17 protein-coding genes are annotated in these 17,427 nt (G+C 66.0%); 14 read left to right on the top strand and 3 right to left on the bottom strand.

Going from position 1 to position 17,427, the window contains the following annotated elements; all coding sequences use genetic code 11:
- Nucleotides 1–47 precede the first annotated feature (47 nt).
- A complete protein-coding gene (locus J2S53_RS05220; protein ID WP_092926374.1) occupies nt 48–794 on the top strand; it encodes a formate/nitrite transporter family protein in 747 nt (248 codons plus the stop codon).
- Nucleotides 795–935: 141 nt separating this feature from the next.
- Here the strand turns inward: J2S53_RS05220 and J2S53_RS05225 are convergent, their stop codons facing one another.
- The gene (locus tag J2S53_RS05225; protein ID WP_092926372.1) at nt 936–1,823 is read right to left on the bottom strand and encodes a mycobacterial-type methylenetetrahydrofolate reductase; all 888 of its coding nucleotides are present in this window, start codon (nt 1,821–1,823) and stop codon (nt 936–938) included.
- A 524-nt stretch (nt 1,824–2,347) separates the two neighbouring features.
- Here J2S53_RS05225 and J2S53_RS05230 point away from each other — a divergent pair.
- From J2S53_RS05230 to J2S53_RS05265, 8 genes are all read left to right on the top strand, one after another.
- Nucleotides 2,348–3,064 (top strand): TSUP family transporter, encoded by a 717-nt coding sequence (locus tag J2S53_RS05230; RefSeq protein ID WP_456240010.1) that lies wholly within the window; start codon nt 2,348–2,350, stop codon nt 3,062–3,064.
- A 69-nt stretch (nt 3,065–3,133) separates the two neighbouring features.
- Entirely contained in the window at nt 3,134–3,646 is a 513-nt protein-coding gene (locus J2S53_RS05235) for an O-acetyl-ADP-ribose deacetylase (protein WP_456240011.1), read from the top strand.
- A 149-nt stretch (nt 3,647–3,795) separates the two neighbouring features.
- On the top strand, nt 3,796–4,359 hold the full coding sequence (locus J2S53_RS05240) for a chorismate mutase (RefSeq protein WP_456240012.1): 564 nt from the start codon (nt 3,796–3,798) through the stop codon (nt 4,357–4,359).
- A 275-nt stretch (nt 4,360–4,634) separates the two neighbouring features.
- Nucleotides 4,635–6,128, top strand: coding sequence for a SulP family inorganic anion transporter (locus J2S53_RS05245; protein ID WP_456240013.1), 1,494 nt, complete (start codon nt 4,635–4,637; stop codon nt 6,126–6,128).
- Between the two features lie 455 nt (nt 6,129–6,583).
- Nucleotides 6,584–7,801, top strand: a complete 1,218-nt coding sequence (locus tag J2S53_RS05250; protein ID WP_456240014.1) for a cytochrome P450 — start codon at nt 6,584–6,586, stop codon at nt 7,799–7,801.
- A 202-nt stretch (nt 7,802–8,003) separates the two neighbouring features.
- On the top strand, nt 8,004–9,029 hold the full coding sequence (locus J2S53_RS05255; protein WP_456240015.1) for an MBL fold metallo-hydrolase: 1,026 nt from the start codon (nt 8,004–8,006) through the stop codon (nt 9,027–9,029).
- A 413-nt stretch (nt 9,030–9,442) separates the two neighbouring features.
- Entirely contained in the window at nt 9,443–9,646 is a 204-nt protein-coding gene (locus J2S53_RS05260) for a cold-shock protein (RefSeq protein WP_092626912.1), read from the top strand.
- A gap of 304 nt (nt 9,647–9,950) precedes the next feature.
- Nucleotides 9,951–10,700 (top strand): hypothetical protein, encoded by a 750-nt coding sequence (locus J2S53_RS05265; protein ID WP_456240016.1) that lies wholly within the window; start codon nt 9,951–9,953, stop codon nt 10,698–10,700.
- Between the two features lie 116 nt (nt 10,701–10,816).
- On the opposite strand, the gene J2S53_RS05270 is transcribed toward J2S53_RS05265, so the two are convergent.
- Complete coding sequence (locus tag J2S53_RS05270) at nt 10,817–11,308, bottom strand: SRPBCC family protein (RefSeq protein ID WP_456240017.1); 492 nt, start codon at nt 11,306–11,308, stop codon at nt 10,817–10,819.
- A gap of 378 nt (nt 11,309–11,686) precedes the next feature.
- On the opposite strand from J2S53_RS05270, the gene J2S53_RS05275 reads away from it, so the two are divergent.
- From J2S53_RS05275 to J2S53_RS05290, 4 genes are all read left to right on the top strand, one after another.
- On the top strand, nt 11,687–12,712 hold the full coding sequence (locus J2S53_RS05275; protein WP_456240018.1) for an NAD(P)-dependent oxidoreductase: 1,026 nt from the start codon (nt 11,687–11,689) through the stop codon (nt 12,710–12,712).
- Nucleotides 12,709–13,857, top strand: a complete 1,149-nt coding sequence (locus J2S53_RS05280) for a DUF1015 family protein (RefSeq protein WP_456240019.1) — start codon at nt 12,709–12,711, stop codon at nt 13,855–13,857. The genes J2S53_RS05275 and J2S53_RS05280 overlap by 4 nt, the downstream gene beginning before the upstream one ends.
- A gap of 55 nt (nt 13,858–13,912) precedes the next feature.
- Nucleotides 13,913–14,122 carry a hypothetical protein gene (locus J2S53_RS05285; protein WP_456240020.1) on the top strand — a complete coding sequence of 70 codons (210 nt, stop codon included), beginning with the start codon at nt 13,913–13,915 and terminating at the stop codon, nt 14,120–14,122.
- Between the two features lie 149 nt (nt 14,123–14,271).
- Nucleotides 14,272–14,688 carry a CBS domain-containing protein gene (locus tag J2S53_RS05290; RefSeq protein ID WP_456240021.1) on the top strand — a complete coding sequence of 139 codons (417 nt, stop codon included), beginning with the start codon at nt 14,272–14,274 and terminating at the stop codon, nt 14,686–14,688.
- A 94-nt stretch (nt 14,689–14,782) separates the two neighbouring features.
- Here J2S53_RS05290 and J2S53_RS05295 read toward each other — a convergent pair whose 3' ends face one another.
- The gene (locus J2S53_RS05295; protein ID WP_456242707.1) at nt 14,783–15,805 is read right to left on the bottom strand and encodes a VIT1/CCC1 transporter family protein; all 1,023 of its coding nucleotides are present in this window, start codon (nt 15,803–15,805) and stop codon (nt 14,783–14,785) included.
- 315 nt (nt 15,806–16,120) lie between these two features.
- Here J2S53_RS05295 and J2S53_RS05300 point away from each other — a divergent pair, with 315 nt between their 5' ends.
- A complete protein-coding gene (locus tag J2S53_RS05300; protein ID WP_456240022.1) occupies nt 16,121–17,335 on the top strand; it encodes a cobalamin-independent methionine synthase II family protein in 1,215 nt (404 codons plus the stop codon).
- The last annotated feature ends 92 nt before the right edge of the window (nt 17,336–17,427 follow it).

The following is a 17,427-nucleotide window of genomic DNA, read 5'->3' on the forward strand; positions in this document are numbered from 1 at the left end:
TCACCCCCCACGCGCCGGAAAGTCGACAACGACCGCGCGAGAACGAGGTGGACCGTGCCATCGATCGGATCATCGAGAAGGGGCGTCCCCGTCTCTACCGAACGTGGCCGCAGTTGTTGGCGACCGCTCTGGTCGCCGGTGTGGAAGTGGCACTGGGCGTGCTCGCTCTGCTGACCGTGTACCAGACCACCGGGAGTCCGCTGCTGGCGGGTATGGCGTTCTCGGTCGCGCTGATCGCGCTGCTGCTCGGCCACGCCGAACTGTTCACCGAGGGCTTTCTCGTGCCCATCGTGGTGGTGGCGGCTCGCCAGGCCACCTGGCGACGACTGGCCCGCTTCTGGGGCGGCACCCTGGCCGGCAATCTGCTCGGCGGATGGGCGCTGATGTTCGTGGTGATCACCGCGTTTCCCGGTCTGCACACCACGGCCGTGGAAATGGGCGGCAAGTTCGCCAACGCCGCGCTGTCACCGCAGAATCTGTGTCTGGCGGTGCTGGCCGGTAGTGCGATCACGCTGATGACCAGGATGCACAACGGCACCGACAACGACATGGCGAAACTCACCGCCAGCGCCGTCACCGGATTCCTGATCGTCGGAACAGGTATGCACCACTCGATACTGGATTCGCTGCTGATATTCGGCGGAATCCACGCCGGGGCCGACTACGGTTACCTGGAATGGATCACGTGGTTCAGCTGGACCCTGCTGGGCAACATCATCGGTGGAGTCGGCATCACAACGGCGCTGCGCCTGATCCGGGGCTATGCCCGAATCCGGGAGTGGCGACACGCATGACAGGTCCGTCCCCGAGCGGGGACGGTGACCGACCGTCCGAGCGAACGTTTCGAAACAGGCGGTCGGAAAGCACATGCGGGCGGCGAAACGACAACCGGTTTCGCCGCCCGCATCCACTCCGTCAGCTCTGGCTCCACTCCGTCAGCTCTGGCGGGGCGACCAGTAGTCCAGCATCTCCGCGAAGGTCTCGAAAGCGGGCTTGGAGTTACCGTAGGGCGCCTCCAGGTGAATGCTCAGCGGGAAGCCGAGGTCACGCACCCCGTCCACGACCCGCTTGTACAGGTCCACGAGTTGACGCTTGCGCTCCTCGAAGGACTTCTCCGCCAGTCTGGCGACGAACTCCTGTTCCTGTTCCACAACCGGATTGCCCGGATCCTGGATGAGCCAGTCGATGAGCTTGGCCTTACTCTCGGCGCCCGGTACGAAACCGAACGAGAGCAGGATCTCCGGACGGTGAGGTGTCTGCTGCGCGAACTCCTTGAGGAAGCCGACGATGGCATCCGAGTACAGCAGCTGGGTCATGCCGTAGGTGGCGCCCCGCTCACACTTGAAGTTGAACCGGCCGTGTTCCCCCTCACGGGTGGGAATGAGAATGACCCCCCGGTTGGGGACGGTTCCCTTGAACTCGGCCAACGCATCGGTAGGAGCCATACCCGGCCCCTCGCCGTCGCTCATGTTTCGCGGCACACCGACGAAGGCGATGCCTTCCATACCGGCGCTGCGAAGGTCACCGATACGGTCGGTCAGTTGCTGCTTGTCGTGGAATGCCGTGACCTGGGTACACAGCCCCTTCACATCGCCGATCTCGGGACGAACGGCATGCCAGAAATCGAGCGTGTCCATCTTCTGCTTGATCTCGACCGGACGATCGTCGTCCTCGGCGATCAAGCCGGGGATCATCAGGTGCTGGATGCGGTCCCCGAGCCCGGACGTGCGGCAGCTCTCGGCCACCTTGCGGCCTTCCTCAACTGCGCTCTCCACACCGCCGTCCTGATCGGGCGGCACCAGTTCGAGTGCGATCGTTTCCATGTCGGCCTCAGGTTTTCCTTCTGTCGACGTCGGTCACGGCGGATCGCGGCTGCCGATGGCGGCAAGCCCGCACCACCGCGAGCACGATTCGTGCCACGAGCGAACAACGTACGGCCGTCAATCATCGGTAAATACCTCCGAACAGAGTAGTGCCACTACTCCGAACGGAGTAGCGAAGGGTCTTCCGGGAACGGACATATTCAACGAATCAGCAGGTCAACCGGCATAGCGGAGGTCGGCTACCACCGGGGTTGCGCCATCCCGGTGACATCTGTCGCATCGAGCGGGGCACACGAAACGGCCCCGGCGTCCGATTCGCCACTTCGCGAGAGGAAACAGGACCGACCGGACAGGCGGAAACACCCCGGAGCCGATCGCGAACACATCCCCGAGACCCGTCCGGCGACCGCTTTCGACGCCGGGATATGAAGTCGAACACATCGAAGGGTCCCCGCGCTCGTGCCACTTACGTCGCGGCGGTTGACTCGGCGCACCGAGCATGCCCGAAACGATCGAGGGAACACTTGAGCATCTGGATGCTGCTACTGGCGGGGACGATCGTGCTTGGCGGAGCGGTCGTGCAGGGAGCGGTGGGGTTCGGCATGAACCTGATCGCCGCACCGCTGCTGGCCATCGCCCACCCGGCGCTGGTACCGGTCCCGTTGTTGCTGACCGCCTCCGCCTTCGCGATCCTCCCCCTGCTCCGCGAAAGAGGTCGGGCCGACTGGCGCGGGGTCCGGTGGGGGCTGCTCGGCAGAGTGCCCGGAACCGTGCTCGGGGTCACCGCGCTGGCGCTGCTGCCGAATCGGTGGCTGGCGGTACTGATCGGCCTGGTGGTGCTGGTCTCCGTGGTGCTGTCCCTGGTCTCGTGGCGCCCCAGACCGGTGCCGGGAACGCTCTTCACCGCAGGAATGTTCAGCGGTGTCTTCGGAACCGCCGCCGCGATCGGCGGCCCACCGATCGCACTGGTGTACCAGCACAACGCGGGACCGACGGTACGCACCACGCTCAGCGCCTACTTCGCGCTGGGATCGGTGCTGTCCCTGGTCGCGCTGGTCTTCTCCGGACAGGTACACGGTGAACAGCTGCTGGCGGCCGGCGTGCTGTTCCCGTTCGCGCTGCTGGGATTCGTACTTTCGGGGCCGTTGCGCCGGATACTCGACAACGGGCGCACGCGTCCGGTGCTGCTCGCGGTGGCGAGTCTGAGCGCGGCCGTGCTGCTCGGCAAGGCACTGTTCTGAGTCCATCGCATACGGGACGTCGAACACGCCCGCTGGTGGAACAACCGGTACGGAGCCGAGAATACGACCATGCGCATCACGGCGATACAGGGCGACATCACCGAACAGCGGGTGGACGCGGTGGTCAACGCGGCCAACTCCTCGCTCCTGGGCGGTGGCGGTGTCGACGGTGCGATCCATCGACGCGGCGGCCGGGAGATACTGGAGGCCTGTAAGCAGCTGCGTGCCTCCGAGCACACCGACGGGCTGCCGGTGGGGCACGCCGTGGCCACCACGGCGGGCGAACTCCCCGCCCGGTGGGTGATACACACCGTCGGCCCGACCTACTCGGCCTCGCGGGACCGCTCGGACCTGCTGGCTTCGTGTTACCTGGAATCGTTGCGGGTCGCCGATTCGCTGCCCGCCACCAGCGTCGCCTTCCCCGCCGTGTCCACGGGCGTGTACCGCTACCCGGTCGACCAGGCGGCACGCGTGGCGATCCGGGCCGTGCGCGAGGCCGACACCGGTGTGGAACTCGTGCGGTTCGTACTTTTCGACGAACAGACCTACCGGGCCTTCGCGACCGAGCTCGGCCAAAACTGACCGACACGACGACGGTGACGTGTTTCCGGGAGCCGTTGCCGGGCCTCATACCTTGAGGCGAGATCAACTTTTTCGGCCGATCGTCACCGGTCGCTCCGTGCTACACGGATGTGGAAAGTTTCCGAGTACGACGGAACGGAGCACTCGCCGTGACCAATCTGAAAGCACGTCTGGCCGCCGGGGTGCTGCTCGCCCTGGCGGGATTCGGCATGACGCCGTCGGCCGCCGCCGAAACCGGTTCCACCGGCTTCGAACCACTGGTCCGACTGGCGGCCGAGCGACTGGCGGTGGCAGACCGGGTGGCCGCGGTCAAATTCGACAGCGGTAAGCCCGTGGAGGTACCCGCCAGGGAACGCGAAGTACTCGCCGAGATCTCCGAACAGGCGGAACGGACAGGGGTGGCCCCCACCGCGGCCGCCGAGATCTTCCGGGACCAGATCGAGGCGAACAAGCTCGTCCAGCGTGGTTTGATCTTTGGCTGGAAGAACGGTGTGGCCGAGCCACCGGAACAGCGTCCGGACATGGACGCGGTGCGTGCCCGGATAGACGAGATCAACGACGAACTGCTGAGCACGTTGGCGCGTTCCGAGGACGCCCGCCACGCTCCGGACTGTCGTGTCGAACTGGCGAGGGCCGGTGCACACGTGGCTTCGGAGCTGGACACGCTGCACGGTCGGGCACTGGTTCGGAGTCTGCGCTCCGTGTGCCGTTGACGTAGTCGGCCTCCCGCGGACGGGACGAACTCGTGCCGTGGGGACCGAGCGTTCGCCGGAACGCCCCTCCCGGCGCAACGGTGGTTCCGCCCCGGGAGTCTTCGGACTGCCGGGGCGACGAGGATTTCCGTGGATCACACACCGACATATGTCACACTCCGGCCATCATTGCCGTTACGTAACGGTAGGGTCCGTTGTGATCGCGTGAGCCCCACAGGTGTGGCTCCGCTCCGATCGGTCTTCCACCCGCGGTTCTCCTCGTACGAAAGAAGATGATGTCGTTTCCTGCCGTGTTACGTGACCGGATGTCTCGCCCGGACTGGTTGTCGCCACGGGTGCTGCGGACCGAGGTACTGGCCGGTCTCGTGGTGGCGTTGGCACTGATTCCGGAGGCCATCTCGTTCTCCATCATCGCCGGCGTCGATCCCCGGGTCGGGCTGTTCGCCTCGTTCATCATGGCGGTGACGATCTCGCTGACCGGCGGGCGGCGCGCCATGATCTCGGCGGCGACCGGGGCTATCGCGCTGGTGTTGGCACCGGTGGCACGGCAGTACGGAGTGGATTACCTGGTGGCCACCGTGATCCTGGGCGGCGTGTTCCAGGCTGTGCTGGGGATGCTCGGGGTGGCGCGGTTGATGCGGTTCCTGCCCCGAAGCGTGATGGTCGGATTCGTCAACGCGTTGGCGATTCTGATCTTCACCGCCCAATTGCCGTACCTGACCGGTGTTCCCTGGAGCGTTTACGCGCTCGTGGCGGTGGGACTGGCAGTCATGATCGGGCTACCGAGGCTGACCACCGCGATTCCCGCACCGCTGGTGGCCATCGTCGCGCTGACCGTGTTCACCGTGGCGGCGGGGATCGCCGTACCCACCGTCGGTGACCAGGGTGAACTTCCCAGCAGTCTGCCCGTTCCCGGCCTGCCGTCGGTCCCCGCCACTTTCGAGACGTTGCGAATCATCGCACCGTACGCGATCGCCATGGCCCTGGTCGGGCTGATGGAGTCGTTGATGACCGCCAAGCTGGTCGACGACATCACCGACGAGCACTCGGACAAGACCCGCGAGTCCTGGGGACAGGGGCTCGCCAACGTCGTCACCGGTTTCTTCGGTGGCATGGGTGGCTGCGCGATGATCGGTCAAACCATGATCAACGTGAAATCCAGCGGCGCGCGGACCCGATTGTCCACCTTCCTGGCCGGAGTGTTCCTGCTGATTCTGGTCGTGGCGCTGGGACCGGTGGTGGCCCTGATTCCCATGGCGGCTCTGGTCGGGGTCATGATCATGGTTTCGGTGGGCACGTTCGACTGGCACAGCGTTCACCCGAGAACACTGCGCATGATGCCCAAGAGCGAGACGGCCGTGATGCTGGCGACCGTGGTCGTTACGGTCGTCACCCACAACCTCGCGATCGGTGTAGTGGTTGGCGTCGTCGTGGCCACGGTGTTGTTCGCACAGCGCGTGGCGCATCTGGTCAACATCGACAGCGTGCTCGATCCGGAGGGCGGGACCAAGATCTACCGGGTCACCGGACAGCTGTTCTTCGCCTCCAGCAACGACCTGGTGTTCCAGTTCGACTACGCGGGTGATCCCGGCAACGTGATCATCGACCTCTCCGGAGCCAACATCTGGGACGCCTCCACCGTGGCCGCGCTCGACGCCGTCGAAACGAAGTACCGGCAACGCGGCAGCACGGTATCGATCACCGGTATGAACGAGTCCAGCAAGCGGCGGCACGCCGCGCTGGCGGGCAGGCTGGGTGGCGAGCACTGAGCCGACCACGACGGTCCGCGGCGAAATTTCCCACGGCGGAATTGCCACCGACTTCGGAATCGCCGCGGACCGCCCCGGCTGTCGCCCGGACCGTTCAACGGTACATAGCCAACTCCGCTCGCGGTGCCTCCTCCGACGACACCCCGCACTCCGACGATCCCTCGTGACCGCTCGAACGTGTGACCGAACGGCTCCGCCGTTGCCCACCCGGTGGGAACCCGGCCACCGAAAACTCCTCCCGGAGGAAACGGGCGTACGCGTCCTGGCGCAACGCGATCGAACTACCGGAACACGGCGACACACCGAAACCGCAAACTCACCCGAAAATCCCAGCAGCATAATGTTGTATCGTCTCGAACCCCGGGAATAGGCTGAAAACAATTCCACTCGGGGAACAAATTATTTCCGGGTGGGCGGGAATGACCTCGATTTGACGGTCCTGCCGGGAGGAAGCCGTGCAGTCAGCACGAACAGAAATACCGGTCTTTCCGTTCGACGCTTTATCGACGAACGACATCGACGACGTCTACGCCCGACTGCGGACGGAGAATCCGGTGAGCAGGGTCGCGCTCTCGGGCGTACCGGTGTGGTTGGTCACGCGGAACGAGGACGTGCGGTTCGTCCTCACGGACAACCGTTTCAGTCTGGCCCACAGCATCGACGAGGGAGTTCCACGCCTCGGCACGTTCGCACCGCAGCCCGGTTCACTGCTGGCTTCCGACCCCCCGGAACACACCCGCCTCCGCAAGTTGGCGGCCAAGGCGTTCACGGTCCGCCGAATCGAACAGCTGCGTCCGTACGTGCGGCGGACTTCGGAGGAACTCCTGGAGCGGTTGGCACGACACCACGACAGTCCCGTGGATCTGATCGAGAATTTCACCGCTCCATTACCGATCAGAGTAATATGCCACATCCTCGGCGTCCCCGAGGCAGATCAACCGCTGTTCCGCGAGTGGACCGAGAAGATAGCCAGCGTGAGCGGCACACCCGCCGAGGAGGTACAAGCCGGTTGGCGAAACATGGAAGACTACATGGCCGGCCTGGTGAACGAAAAACGTCACGATCCCACCGACGATCTGCTCAGTGTACTGGTGTCGGCTCGGGACGAGGACGACAAGTTGAGCGAGCGGGAGCTGGTGCAGTTCGGAATAACGCTGCTCGCCGCCGGTCACGAGACGACCAAGAACCAGATCACCAATTCCGTTCTCGTGCTGCTGCGTGACTATCCGGAACAGTGGCGGCGACTGTGCGCGGACACCGAGCTGATACCCGGCGCTGTGGAGGAGCTACTGCGCTACGTGCCGTTGTTCGGTTTCGACGTCACCTTCCCACGAGTAGCGCTCGAGGAGGTCACCGTCAACGGGGTGACCGTCGGAGCGGGCGAGACGGTACTGGTGGCGCTCACCTCGGCGAACCGGGACGGCGAGACGTTCGACGTTCCGGGCACTCTGGACATCGAACGTGTGGACAACCACCACCTGGCGTTCGGCAGCGGAGTGCACCGTTGTCTGGGAGCACAACTGGCCAAGATCGAACTGGAGGTAGCACTGGAAGGTCTGGTGCGCCACTTCCCCCATCTGGAAACGGCCCTGGACGGCACGGCCCCGGAATGGAACACGGGTAGTTTCATCCGTTCCCTGCGGAACCTCCCCGTGCGGTGGGCAACGACCTGATACCGGGCCGACGCCGAATCGTGGACGTTCCGGGAACAAGCCGACCAACCACCGCGCCCGCCTGGCATTCACCGCCGCGGCAGTCGTGTCGTCGGCCCACCCGACCATCTCACGAGTTGGTGAGCTGTGTCGCACCCACTCGATCGATTACCGACCGCGTGGTATGCCTGCCCGATCACAGGTTGGCGTCGTGGAGGTGAGCATGTCGAGTGCGGATTGGACGGAGCCGGGGGCACACGAAGTCGCCCCGGGAGTACACCGGATTCCCCTGCCGATGCCCGGTGACGGGCTGCGCGCGGTCAACGTCTACGCGATTCGTGACACCTCCACCGTCACCCTGATCGACGGTGGTTGGGCGCTGGACGAGTCCCGGAACCAACTCGCCGAAGCGCTCGCCACGTTGGGGGCGGAACTCAGCGACATAACCCGCGTTCTCGTCACCCACGTCCATCGGGACCACTACACACAGGCGGTGACGCTGCGAGACGAGACCGGTTGTCGAGTCGCTCTCGGAGCAGCCGAACGCCCCAACCTGCGATGCCTGATGGCTTCCGATCACGTCCCGATGCGCAGGCAGCGGGAACAGCTGTTGGAGTGCGGGGCCAAGAACGTCGTCGACGCGCTGGAAGCCGAGTTCGGCACGCCGGACGCCCTTCCGCCGGAGGGAACCTGGCAGGAACCGGACGAGTGGCTCGACGAGTCGACCCCGATCGAGCTGGAGCGACGAACGTTACGCGTGGTTCCGACCCCCGGCCACACCCGCGGCCACGTGATGTTCCTCGACGAGGCCGAGGGGCTGATGTTCACCGGCGATCACGTGCTGCCACACATCACCCCTTCCGTGGCGTTGGAGCAGGCCCCCGGGCCGGTGCCGCTGCGGGACTTCCTCGACTCACTGCGGTTGACCCGCTCGTTGCCGGACACACGGATGCTGCCCGCTCACGGACCCGCGGGAGCGAGCGTGCACACCCGGGTCGATGAGCTGCTGCGGCACCACGAACGGCGGTTGACGACCATGGCCACCGCGGTGGCCGAGGGGGCCGAAACCGCGTATCAGACGGCGCGGACGCTGACCTGGACCCGGCACGGGTACGCGTTGGACGAGCTCGACACGTTCAACCGCACGTTGGCGATACTCGAAACGGCGGCGCACCTGAAGCTGCTCACGGAGTGGGGACGACTCGATGTCGAGCTGGTGGAAGGCGTGGCCCACTACACCGCGAACTGAGCCCTGGGACGGGACAAGCGCCACCACCCCGTCCCGGCGGGGTGGTCCAGGAAGGCCGTCCCGAGATGGCCAATGAGGACGAAACCGTCGAGGAACCCTGGCAGCGTCGGTCGGTCCGCTCGACCACGGCGCCGGCTGAAGGCCCCGCGATCCGGGCCCATCGCCGCACCCGAGCCGGCCACACGCGCTTTTCGATCAGTTGCCACGTGAGTGCTGCACCCCGCGACCGAGGCGTGTATGATGAGCCTCGGTCGTTTTTCTGGAGTCGTGTTAGAGCACGTTCGCAGATAGTTGGTGCGGGCGAGCAGCTGTCTTTGGTGTAGCTGGAGTAGGCGCCGTCTGAGATCCACGACCATTGGTGGCCGTACGGGACGGTCACCGGTGACCTAATCAGCTCCCGAAAGGAGACAGCCATGCCACAGGGAACCGTCAAGTGGTTCAGCTCGGAAAAGGGCTTCGGCTTCATCGCTCCCGACGACGGCGGGCCGGACGTCTTCGTGCACTACTCCGCGATCGACGCACCGGGCTTCCGCACGTTGGACGAGGCGCAGCAGGTGGAGTACACGGTCAGCCAGGGCGCCAAGGGCCCGCAGGCCGATACCGTCCGCGCGCTCTGATCTCGAGCTTTCGAGCCCGCGAATAAAACACACGACGGTGCCCGCTCCCCCAGGGGTGAGCGGGCACCGTTCGTTTTCGGCTTCAGCACGACGCAACGCCGACCGCCCGGAGCGGACTTTCGAAACGTGAGAGTCCGGAGCCGGTGCCTTCGCTCGGCCGAGAGCGGATACCGTCATTCGGTGAAGCTCACCGTGAGCCGCTCCCAGTATCTGAAAAACTCGTCACATTTCAGGCTCTGAACCCCACTGAATGTGACGGCGATCGCAGCGTGGGCGGATGCTCGGCTGCCAGGGTGGACGGCCGATGACCGTTCCCCACCTGCTTACCCGATCCGCGACGGTCGAACCGTTCGCCGAGAGCGACTACCCCGAGCATCCCTACCCCGGAACGCGCCCCGACTGTTCCTTCGTTCATCTCGACGGGGTGGGATACCCGCTACTGCCCGATTCCACCACCGATTCGGGATGGCGAGTACGCACCGGAGCGCGGACGGAACCCTGCCTGGACCGGTGGCTGGCTGAGCACGGTGCCGAACCGCTGCGGCAACGGCGACCGGTACTCGCCTACGGCTCCAACGCCTGCCCGGAGAAGATCGGGTGGCTGCGCCGGAATCTGTCACTGACCGGCCCGGCGGTCGTGCTGCGCGCGGAGTGCGACGGGATGGCAGCGGTCTGGTCCTCGGGACTGCGCCCCCGCGACGGCCAACGACCCGCCGTACTCGCCGCGGCGTCGGGGGTCACCGAGCAGCACACGGTCTGGTACGCCACCGCGGAACAGCGCCGAGTGCTCGACCGGTGCGAAGGCCGCGGCAAGCGTTACCGCCTGGTACGACTACACGACTCCGCCTCGATCGAACTGGAGAACGGTCGAAGCCCCGAGCGTGTGCTCGCTTACACGGCTGCCGCACGAGAGATGGCTCCGCTGCTGGTGAACGGCTCCGTCGTGCGCTGCGAGGAGCTCGAGCAACAACAGGCACTCGGCCTCAGCGGCTCACCGGCCGTTGGTGACGGGCTGGCCTGCTCCGAGATCGTGGGGGAACCGCTGCCTGTCTGAAGAACGTCCCGCTGCTACAGCGGAATGAGTTCGGCTCCGGCCGGTCAGGATCCGGTGCGGGACACGACCGGCCGGTCAACGTGCCGTGGGCGGCGTCCCCCGGCAACTGGGACGACTCACCACTCGGCGCGCTCCCGCAACACCCTGATCACCTCCGCCAACCGGCTCATCCCTTCCCGGGCGCCCTCTTCCATACCGCTCTGCACCATCCCGTCGCGGTCGGCCACGGACTGAAACACCGAGGTTCCCACGTAACGGGTCGTCCCCGCCCCGTCCTCCCAGAGGGTGACGGTCTCGAGTGACACGTGTCCGGCCATCCCCTCGTACTCGAAGGTGGCCACTATTCGATGCGGTGGGGTGATGTCGTGGTACACGCCGTGGAAGCGGTACTCGACCCCCTCCTCGTCACGACTGATGTAGTACCAGCTCCCACCGGTGGCTACGTCGTCACGCTCCACCGTGGTGTTGTAGTGCCGGGGTCCCCACCAGCGAGGCACCAACGTCGGCTCGGTGCAAGCGCGGAAGACGATGTCGCGCGGCGCATCGAACACCCTGCTCAGCACGATGTCCTGCCTACCCGGCATCACGGTGATCTCGGTATCCGACATGGTCGATCTCCTCGCACGGCCTGGTTCGAATCTCCTCACACCCGGAATGCCCGATCGGCGACATGATCGCACTGCGTGATGGGAGTGAATCGTGGCCGCGGCTCCGGGAGCCTCACAGGGCGATCGCCGGGACATTCCGGGACCGCGAGCGACACGTGATCTTCATGCTGTTGGGCGAGTTGTGCGCACAGCCCGGCGGACAGGTGTTGACGGTAATCCCCCGAACGGCCAACATTGCGTTATAAGCAATTCGGTGCGCAATAAGCAACAAGGTGCTATCGTTCGTGACACTGCGCTGTTGAGGTGCCACTGGTGCGGTTACCCCCGGTGAAACCGGGGAACCACCGGGGCGGTCCACCGATCGCAAGGGAGCCATCGATGCGGATTCTCGTCGCAGACACCTTCCCGGAAACCTCCCTGGCCGAGCTCTCACGACTCGGGCACGAGTGCGTGTACCAGCCCGATCTCGACTCCGAACAGCTGCGCGAGACGCTGGGCGGAACCGAGGTCCTCGTCGTGCGCAGCACTCCGATCACCGCCGAAACTCTGGAAGCGGGCGGCGCGCTCCGAATGGTGATCCGGGCCGGCTCCGGCACCAACACGATCGACAGCGCGGCCGCCGCACGACTGGGGATTCACGTCTGCAACGTCCCGGGACGCAACGCGGTGGCCGTCGCCGAGCTTGCATTCGGCCTGCTGCTGGCGCTGGACCGCAACATCGCCGACAACGTCGCCGATCTGCGCGCCGGCCACTGGGACAAACGACGCTACTCGCGTGCCCGGGGAATCCACGGACGCCGGGTGGGCGTGCTGGGGCTCGGGCGCATCGGTCTGCGGTTCGCGGAGCGCGCCGCGGCGTTCGGCACCCAGGTGTACGCCCTGGACAACCCGGAACGGGACCGGCAGACGAGGGAGCGTGTCGAGGAACTCGGGATCGAACTCGTAGCCGACCCGCACGAACTCGCACAGACCTGTGACGTGCTGTCCCTGCACTTGCCGTTGACGGAGGCTACCCACCACATCGTCGATCGCGAGCTGCTCGCCCGGATGCGTTCGGACGCGATCCTGTTGAACACCTCCCGTGGCGAGCTGGTCGACGAGGACGCGTTGATCGAGGCCATGGAAAGCCGAGGGATCCGGGCGGGCATCGACGTGTTCCGCGACGAGCCGGAGGGCGGAACGGGAAACATCACGTCGCGGCTGGCCGCTCACCCCAACGTGTACGGCACGCATCACATCGGGGCCTCCACCGAGCAGGCGCAGCAAGCCGTGGCCGACGAAGTGGTACACATGATCGGGGCTTTCCGGGCGGGAAGCGTACTGCACTGTGTCAACGAACAGCACTCACCGCCCGAGCGGACCGGAGCCGCGGCGGTGTCGGCACGTTCCGGTGGTGTCTCATGAACGCCCCGCGCATCCAGCACACCACTACCGTCCCCCGAAACAGCGATCATCATTCCGGTGGAATCACGGTACGCCACCCGCGGCTGCTGGTGCTCGACCAGCGAGGTAGCGAACCACTGGACGGCTCCATCGAGCCCGAACGGGTGAGGCGACTGCTCGGCGGTGGCGGCTACACCCGCCCGCCACTGCCGACCGTGGTGGTCTACCGGCTGCGGGCGGGCAGGCACCAACAGACCGGCGTGGTCGTCGAGGTCTCGCTCGACGACTACCGAGCGGGCAGAATCCGCCGCCACGAGGCCACCAGACCCGAGCGGGAACACCGCATCGAACAGCTCACCGAGGCAAGCGGCGTCGAACAGATGCCGGTGACGCTCACGCATCCGGACCGGCCGCGTCTGAGCGAGTTCCTCGCCGGAGTGACCGAGCGGGAACCCGATCTTCAGGCGGACGCCACCGGCGGAGTTCGGCACAGCGTGTGGCTGCGACAGGACACCGTGCTGGCCAGAGCAGTGCGGGAGGAACTGGCGAGTGTTCCGGCGGTCTACATCGCGGACGGCCACCACCGGATGGCGGTCGCCGAGCGGAACGGCCGGTCACACCGACACTCCACGGAGGAGGATCCGCGCGCGTTCACGTTGGCCGCGTTGTTTCCCAGCAGCCAGATGCGCATTCTCGGTTACCACCGTTGTCTGCCCGCGCACCGTGAGCTGTCCACGGCGTGGGTGCTCGAACGACTGACGGCGTTGCCGGTGGTCACACGAATCGAGGAATGCACCTCGACCGCCACGACCAATCCGGCAGCGGGAGTGGTGTTGCTCCGCCTCAACGACCGGTGTTTCCGGCTTTGGCTGCGCTCGCCCATCGAGCCGAACCAGGTGCGGGCGGGGCTGGACGCGGTGTTGCTCGACGAGCAGTTGTTGCCCGCCGTCTCCCGTATCGTCGATCAGAACGGACAACACGGTGAGAGTTCCGACGGCGGGGGAAAGTGCTGGTGCTCGTCCCGGAACGCGATCTGCCTGGTGCCGCACCCACCAACGGTGGAACAGGTCATGGCGGTGTCCGACTCGGGGTCGGTGATGCCACCGAAATCGACCTGGTTCGACCCGAAGGCCGTCGCCGGGCTCTTCGCTCGCGAACTGCGCTAGCTCCGATCCCGGCCGCGGGCACGAGAGCACCCGGCACGGCCGGTTGACGCTACCGATGCCCGATCGGGAGCGGGAGCATGTACTCACCGTCAAACGTAGTGAGATCACCGAGCTGCGACGAGTAGTCGACGACATCGAACGGGTGAGCGCCCGAGCGGAACGACTGCTGTCCGAGCAGCGGACGCCGCTTCCGGAGGAGCCCGATCACGAAGCCGTTTCGGCATGGTCCATACGGGCACAACGATCCCACTGGGGATGGGCGTGACACCGCTTGCTCGCTCACCGACCGGCAACCCGGATAAGACTGTGGCGTTTGAGCGCCACAGCGTGGGGAAACACTCGAGAAGGACATCCTGATGTGGTCGGGCGGGAAATGTCCCGGAGCACCCGGCGGGAAAACACCGGAGGTGAACGATGGGCACGGTACGAGAAATCATGCACCCTGGAGCCGACTGCGTACGCACCTCGGAGACCGCGGCCGACGCCGCCCGGCTCATGGCACGTCTCGCGGTCGGCGCACTTCCCATCTGTGGCAAGGACGACAGGATCAAGGGCATGGTTACGGATCGGGACATCGTGATCAAAGTGGTGGCCGAGGGACGGGACGCCGGGACGTTCCCGGCGGGCGATCTCAACCAGCAGGAGGCCGTCACGATCGGCGCCGACGATACGACCGACGAGGCGATGCGCGTCATGAACGAGCACCGGATCCGGCGCCTTCCCGTGATCGACGGGGAACGGCTCGTGGGCATGCTCACGGTTGCCGACATGGCACGCACCATGCCGGAGCCCCGGGTGGGCGAACTGGTCGAGTCGCTCTCCGAGGCGTGAAGCGGGTAAATCCCCGTGAACCGGGGACACGGACGTTCGCGAGAACGTTCCCTCACTGGCTCGCGCGACGAGACTCGGGCTCACCCGAACGAGATCAGGAGGCGGTCACCCCGAACACCAGCCCCAGCAGGAAAGTCATCACCGCTGCTCCGGCTCCGATAGCGAGCTGACGCAGGGCGCGCGGCAGCGGGGCGGCTCCGGACAGCACCCCTACTGTGGCTCCGGTGAGCAGCAACGCCGAACCGCTCAACGCCGCGGCTACCAGCACGGCGAGCAGGCCGTGGAGCCCGAGGAGAAACGGCAGTACCGGCAACAGCGCCCCGATGGCGAAGGCCGCGAAACTGGAGGCGGCGGCTTTCGCACCACTGCCGACCACTTCCCCACCGTCGGGCTCCTCACCCGCTGGATGCTGTTCCGGAACGGGTCGGCGCAGTACCACTTCGGCACGTCGCTCGGCCTCCGTGGCCGACATACCACGTGCCCGGTACACCAGAGCGAGTTCGTTGGCGTCCACATCCAGTAGCGGCACCGCGCCGTCCGCCGTGTCGTCGGGCTTTCCCGCCGCGATGAGTTCTCGCTGCGAGCTCACGGACACGAACTCGCCCGCGGCCATGGACAGCGCTCCGGCCAACAGCCCGGACAATCCGGTCAAAACCACCAGGGTGGTACCCGCTCCTCCCCCGATCACACCGAGCACCAGGGCGAAATTGCTGACCAGACCGTCGTTGATGCCGAAAACGGCCGCTCGTAGCGTTCCGGACATCCGTGCCCGCCCCTGTGCGGCCAGCGCGCGTACCACTTCGCCGTGCACACGCTCGTCGGCGGCCATGGCCTCGGTGGCGTCGGCAGTGGACTCGTAGTTGGAACGGATTTCGGCACGCTGCACCAGCGCCAGCACGAAGATCCATCCGAATCCGCGAGCGAGGAAGGCCAACACCCGCATTCGGAACGTGGCGCGGCGCGGCTCACCGATGTACTCCCCGAGCAGACGCCGCCAGTGCTCGGCGTGACGCTGCTCGGCCTCGGCCAACCGCAACAGGATCTCCCGTTCGGTGCCGTGCCTGCGGTCGGCGAGCTCACGATAAACGGTGGCCTCGGCTCGTTCGTCGGCCAGCATCCTGCGCCAGGCCCGTAGTTTCGCGGCGGATGGCGGGTGCCTGTCGGCGGCTGGCTGCTCGGACACGACATCGAGGATGCCACTCGTCGCGGAACCGGGCCGTTCGAGGCCCGAACCGGAAGAAGCCCGGTCCGAAAAGAACCCCGGTGCGTTCGACGAGGAGTTCCGGTCCGGACCGAAAGTCCGTACGCAGCGGTCCGGACCGAAGGGGCGGGGCGTGACACGCCCACGGCACGGTAACCAGCACGGTTGCCGATTCGGGGTTCCGGGGTAAGCATGGCGCTCGCAGTAACCCCCGAGTGGAGGACCGCAGCCATGCGTTCGAGCACAGACCGAATCCTCACCACCCAGGCTGGAAGTCTGCCGCGTCCGGAAGAACTCATCGAGCTCAATCGTTCCCGGGCCGAGGGAGGTATCGATGAGCAGCAGTACCACAGCGGAGTGAACCAAGCCGTCACCGAACTGGTGGAACGGCAACGCGGTGCCGGACTCGATCTGGTCGGAGACGGGGAATTCGGCAAATCGGTGAGTCAACGGGTGGACTACGGGGCCTGGTGGTCGTACTCGTTCCAACGGCTCGGTGGGCTGGAGCTCGCCGATTCCTCGCTGTTCGAGACGAGTCACGAGGGACGGCGAGCCACCGAAGAAGTGGCTCTGACCAGTTTCGGGAATCGACGGGACCGTGTCAGGTTCGCCGAAGCCTACGCCGATCCGACATCGGGTGTGGAGGTCTCCACCAGTCCGATGAGCTTCCCCGTGTGCCGAGGACCGCTGACCTACGTCGGCCACGAAGCGATCAACGCCGACATCGCGAGGTTCAAACGTGCGCTGCGGGCCAACGGCCTGGAGGAAGGCTTCATGACGGCGATCGCCCCGGCGAGCTGTTCCCGGATCGGCAACGAGTACTACGACAGCCAGGAGGAGTTCCTCTACGCGTGTGCGGAGGCGATGCGGGAGGAGTACAAGGCGATCATCGACGCCGGTCTCATTCTGCAGCTCGACGATCCCGCCATCGCGGAGAACTGGGACCAGGTGAACCCGGAACCGTCCGTGGCGGACTACAAGCGGTTCACCATGCGCCGCGTGGAGGCGCTCAACCATGCGATCCGTGGTCTGCCCAAGGACCGCATCCGGTTCCACCTGTGCTGGGGCAGCTGGCACGGCCCGCACACCACTGATCTGCCGATGCGCGATCTCGTCGACGTCCTGCTCTCGATCGATGTGCGAGCCTACTCGTTCGAGGCGGGCAACGTCCGGCACGAGCACGAGTGGAAGGTCTGGCAGGACGTCACTCTGCCGGACGACAAACTGATCCTGCCCGGTGTGGTCAGCCACGCTACCAACGTGGTCGAGCATCCCGAACTGGTCGCCGACCGCATCGTGCGGTTCGCGGAATGCGTGGGGCGTGAGCGAGTGGTGGCCTCCACGGACTGTGGGCTGGGCGGACGGGTCCATCCGCAACTGGCCTGGGCGAAACTGGAATCGCTGGCACAGGGCGCGGAACTGGCGACCGAACGTCTCTGGCCCTGAGCGCGTGACAGCAGCGGCGCTTTCTCCGCCACTGTCGCGGAGGAAGCGCCACGGTTGCGATGTTCGGGCACGGAAACCTCGGAACCGTTCCC

It is taken from the genome of Actinopolyspora lacussalsi (genome assembly GCA_030803735.1).
GTDB classification, from domain to species: Bacteria; Actinomycetota; Actinomycetes; order Mycobacteriales; family Pseudonocardiaceae; genus Actinopolyspora; species Actinopolyspora lacussalsi.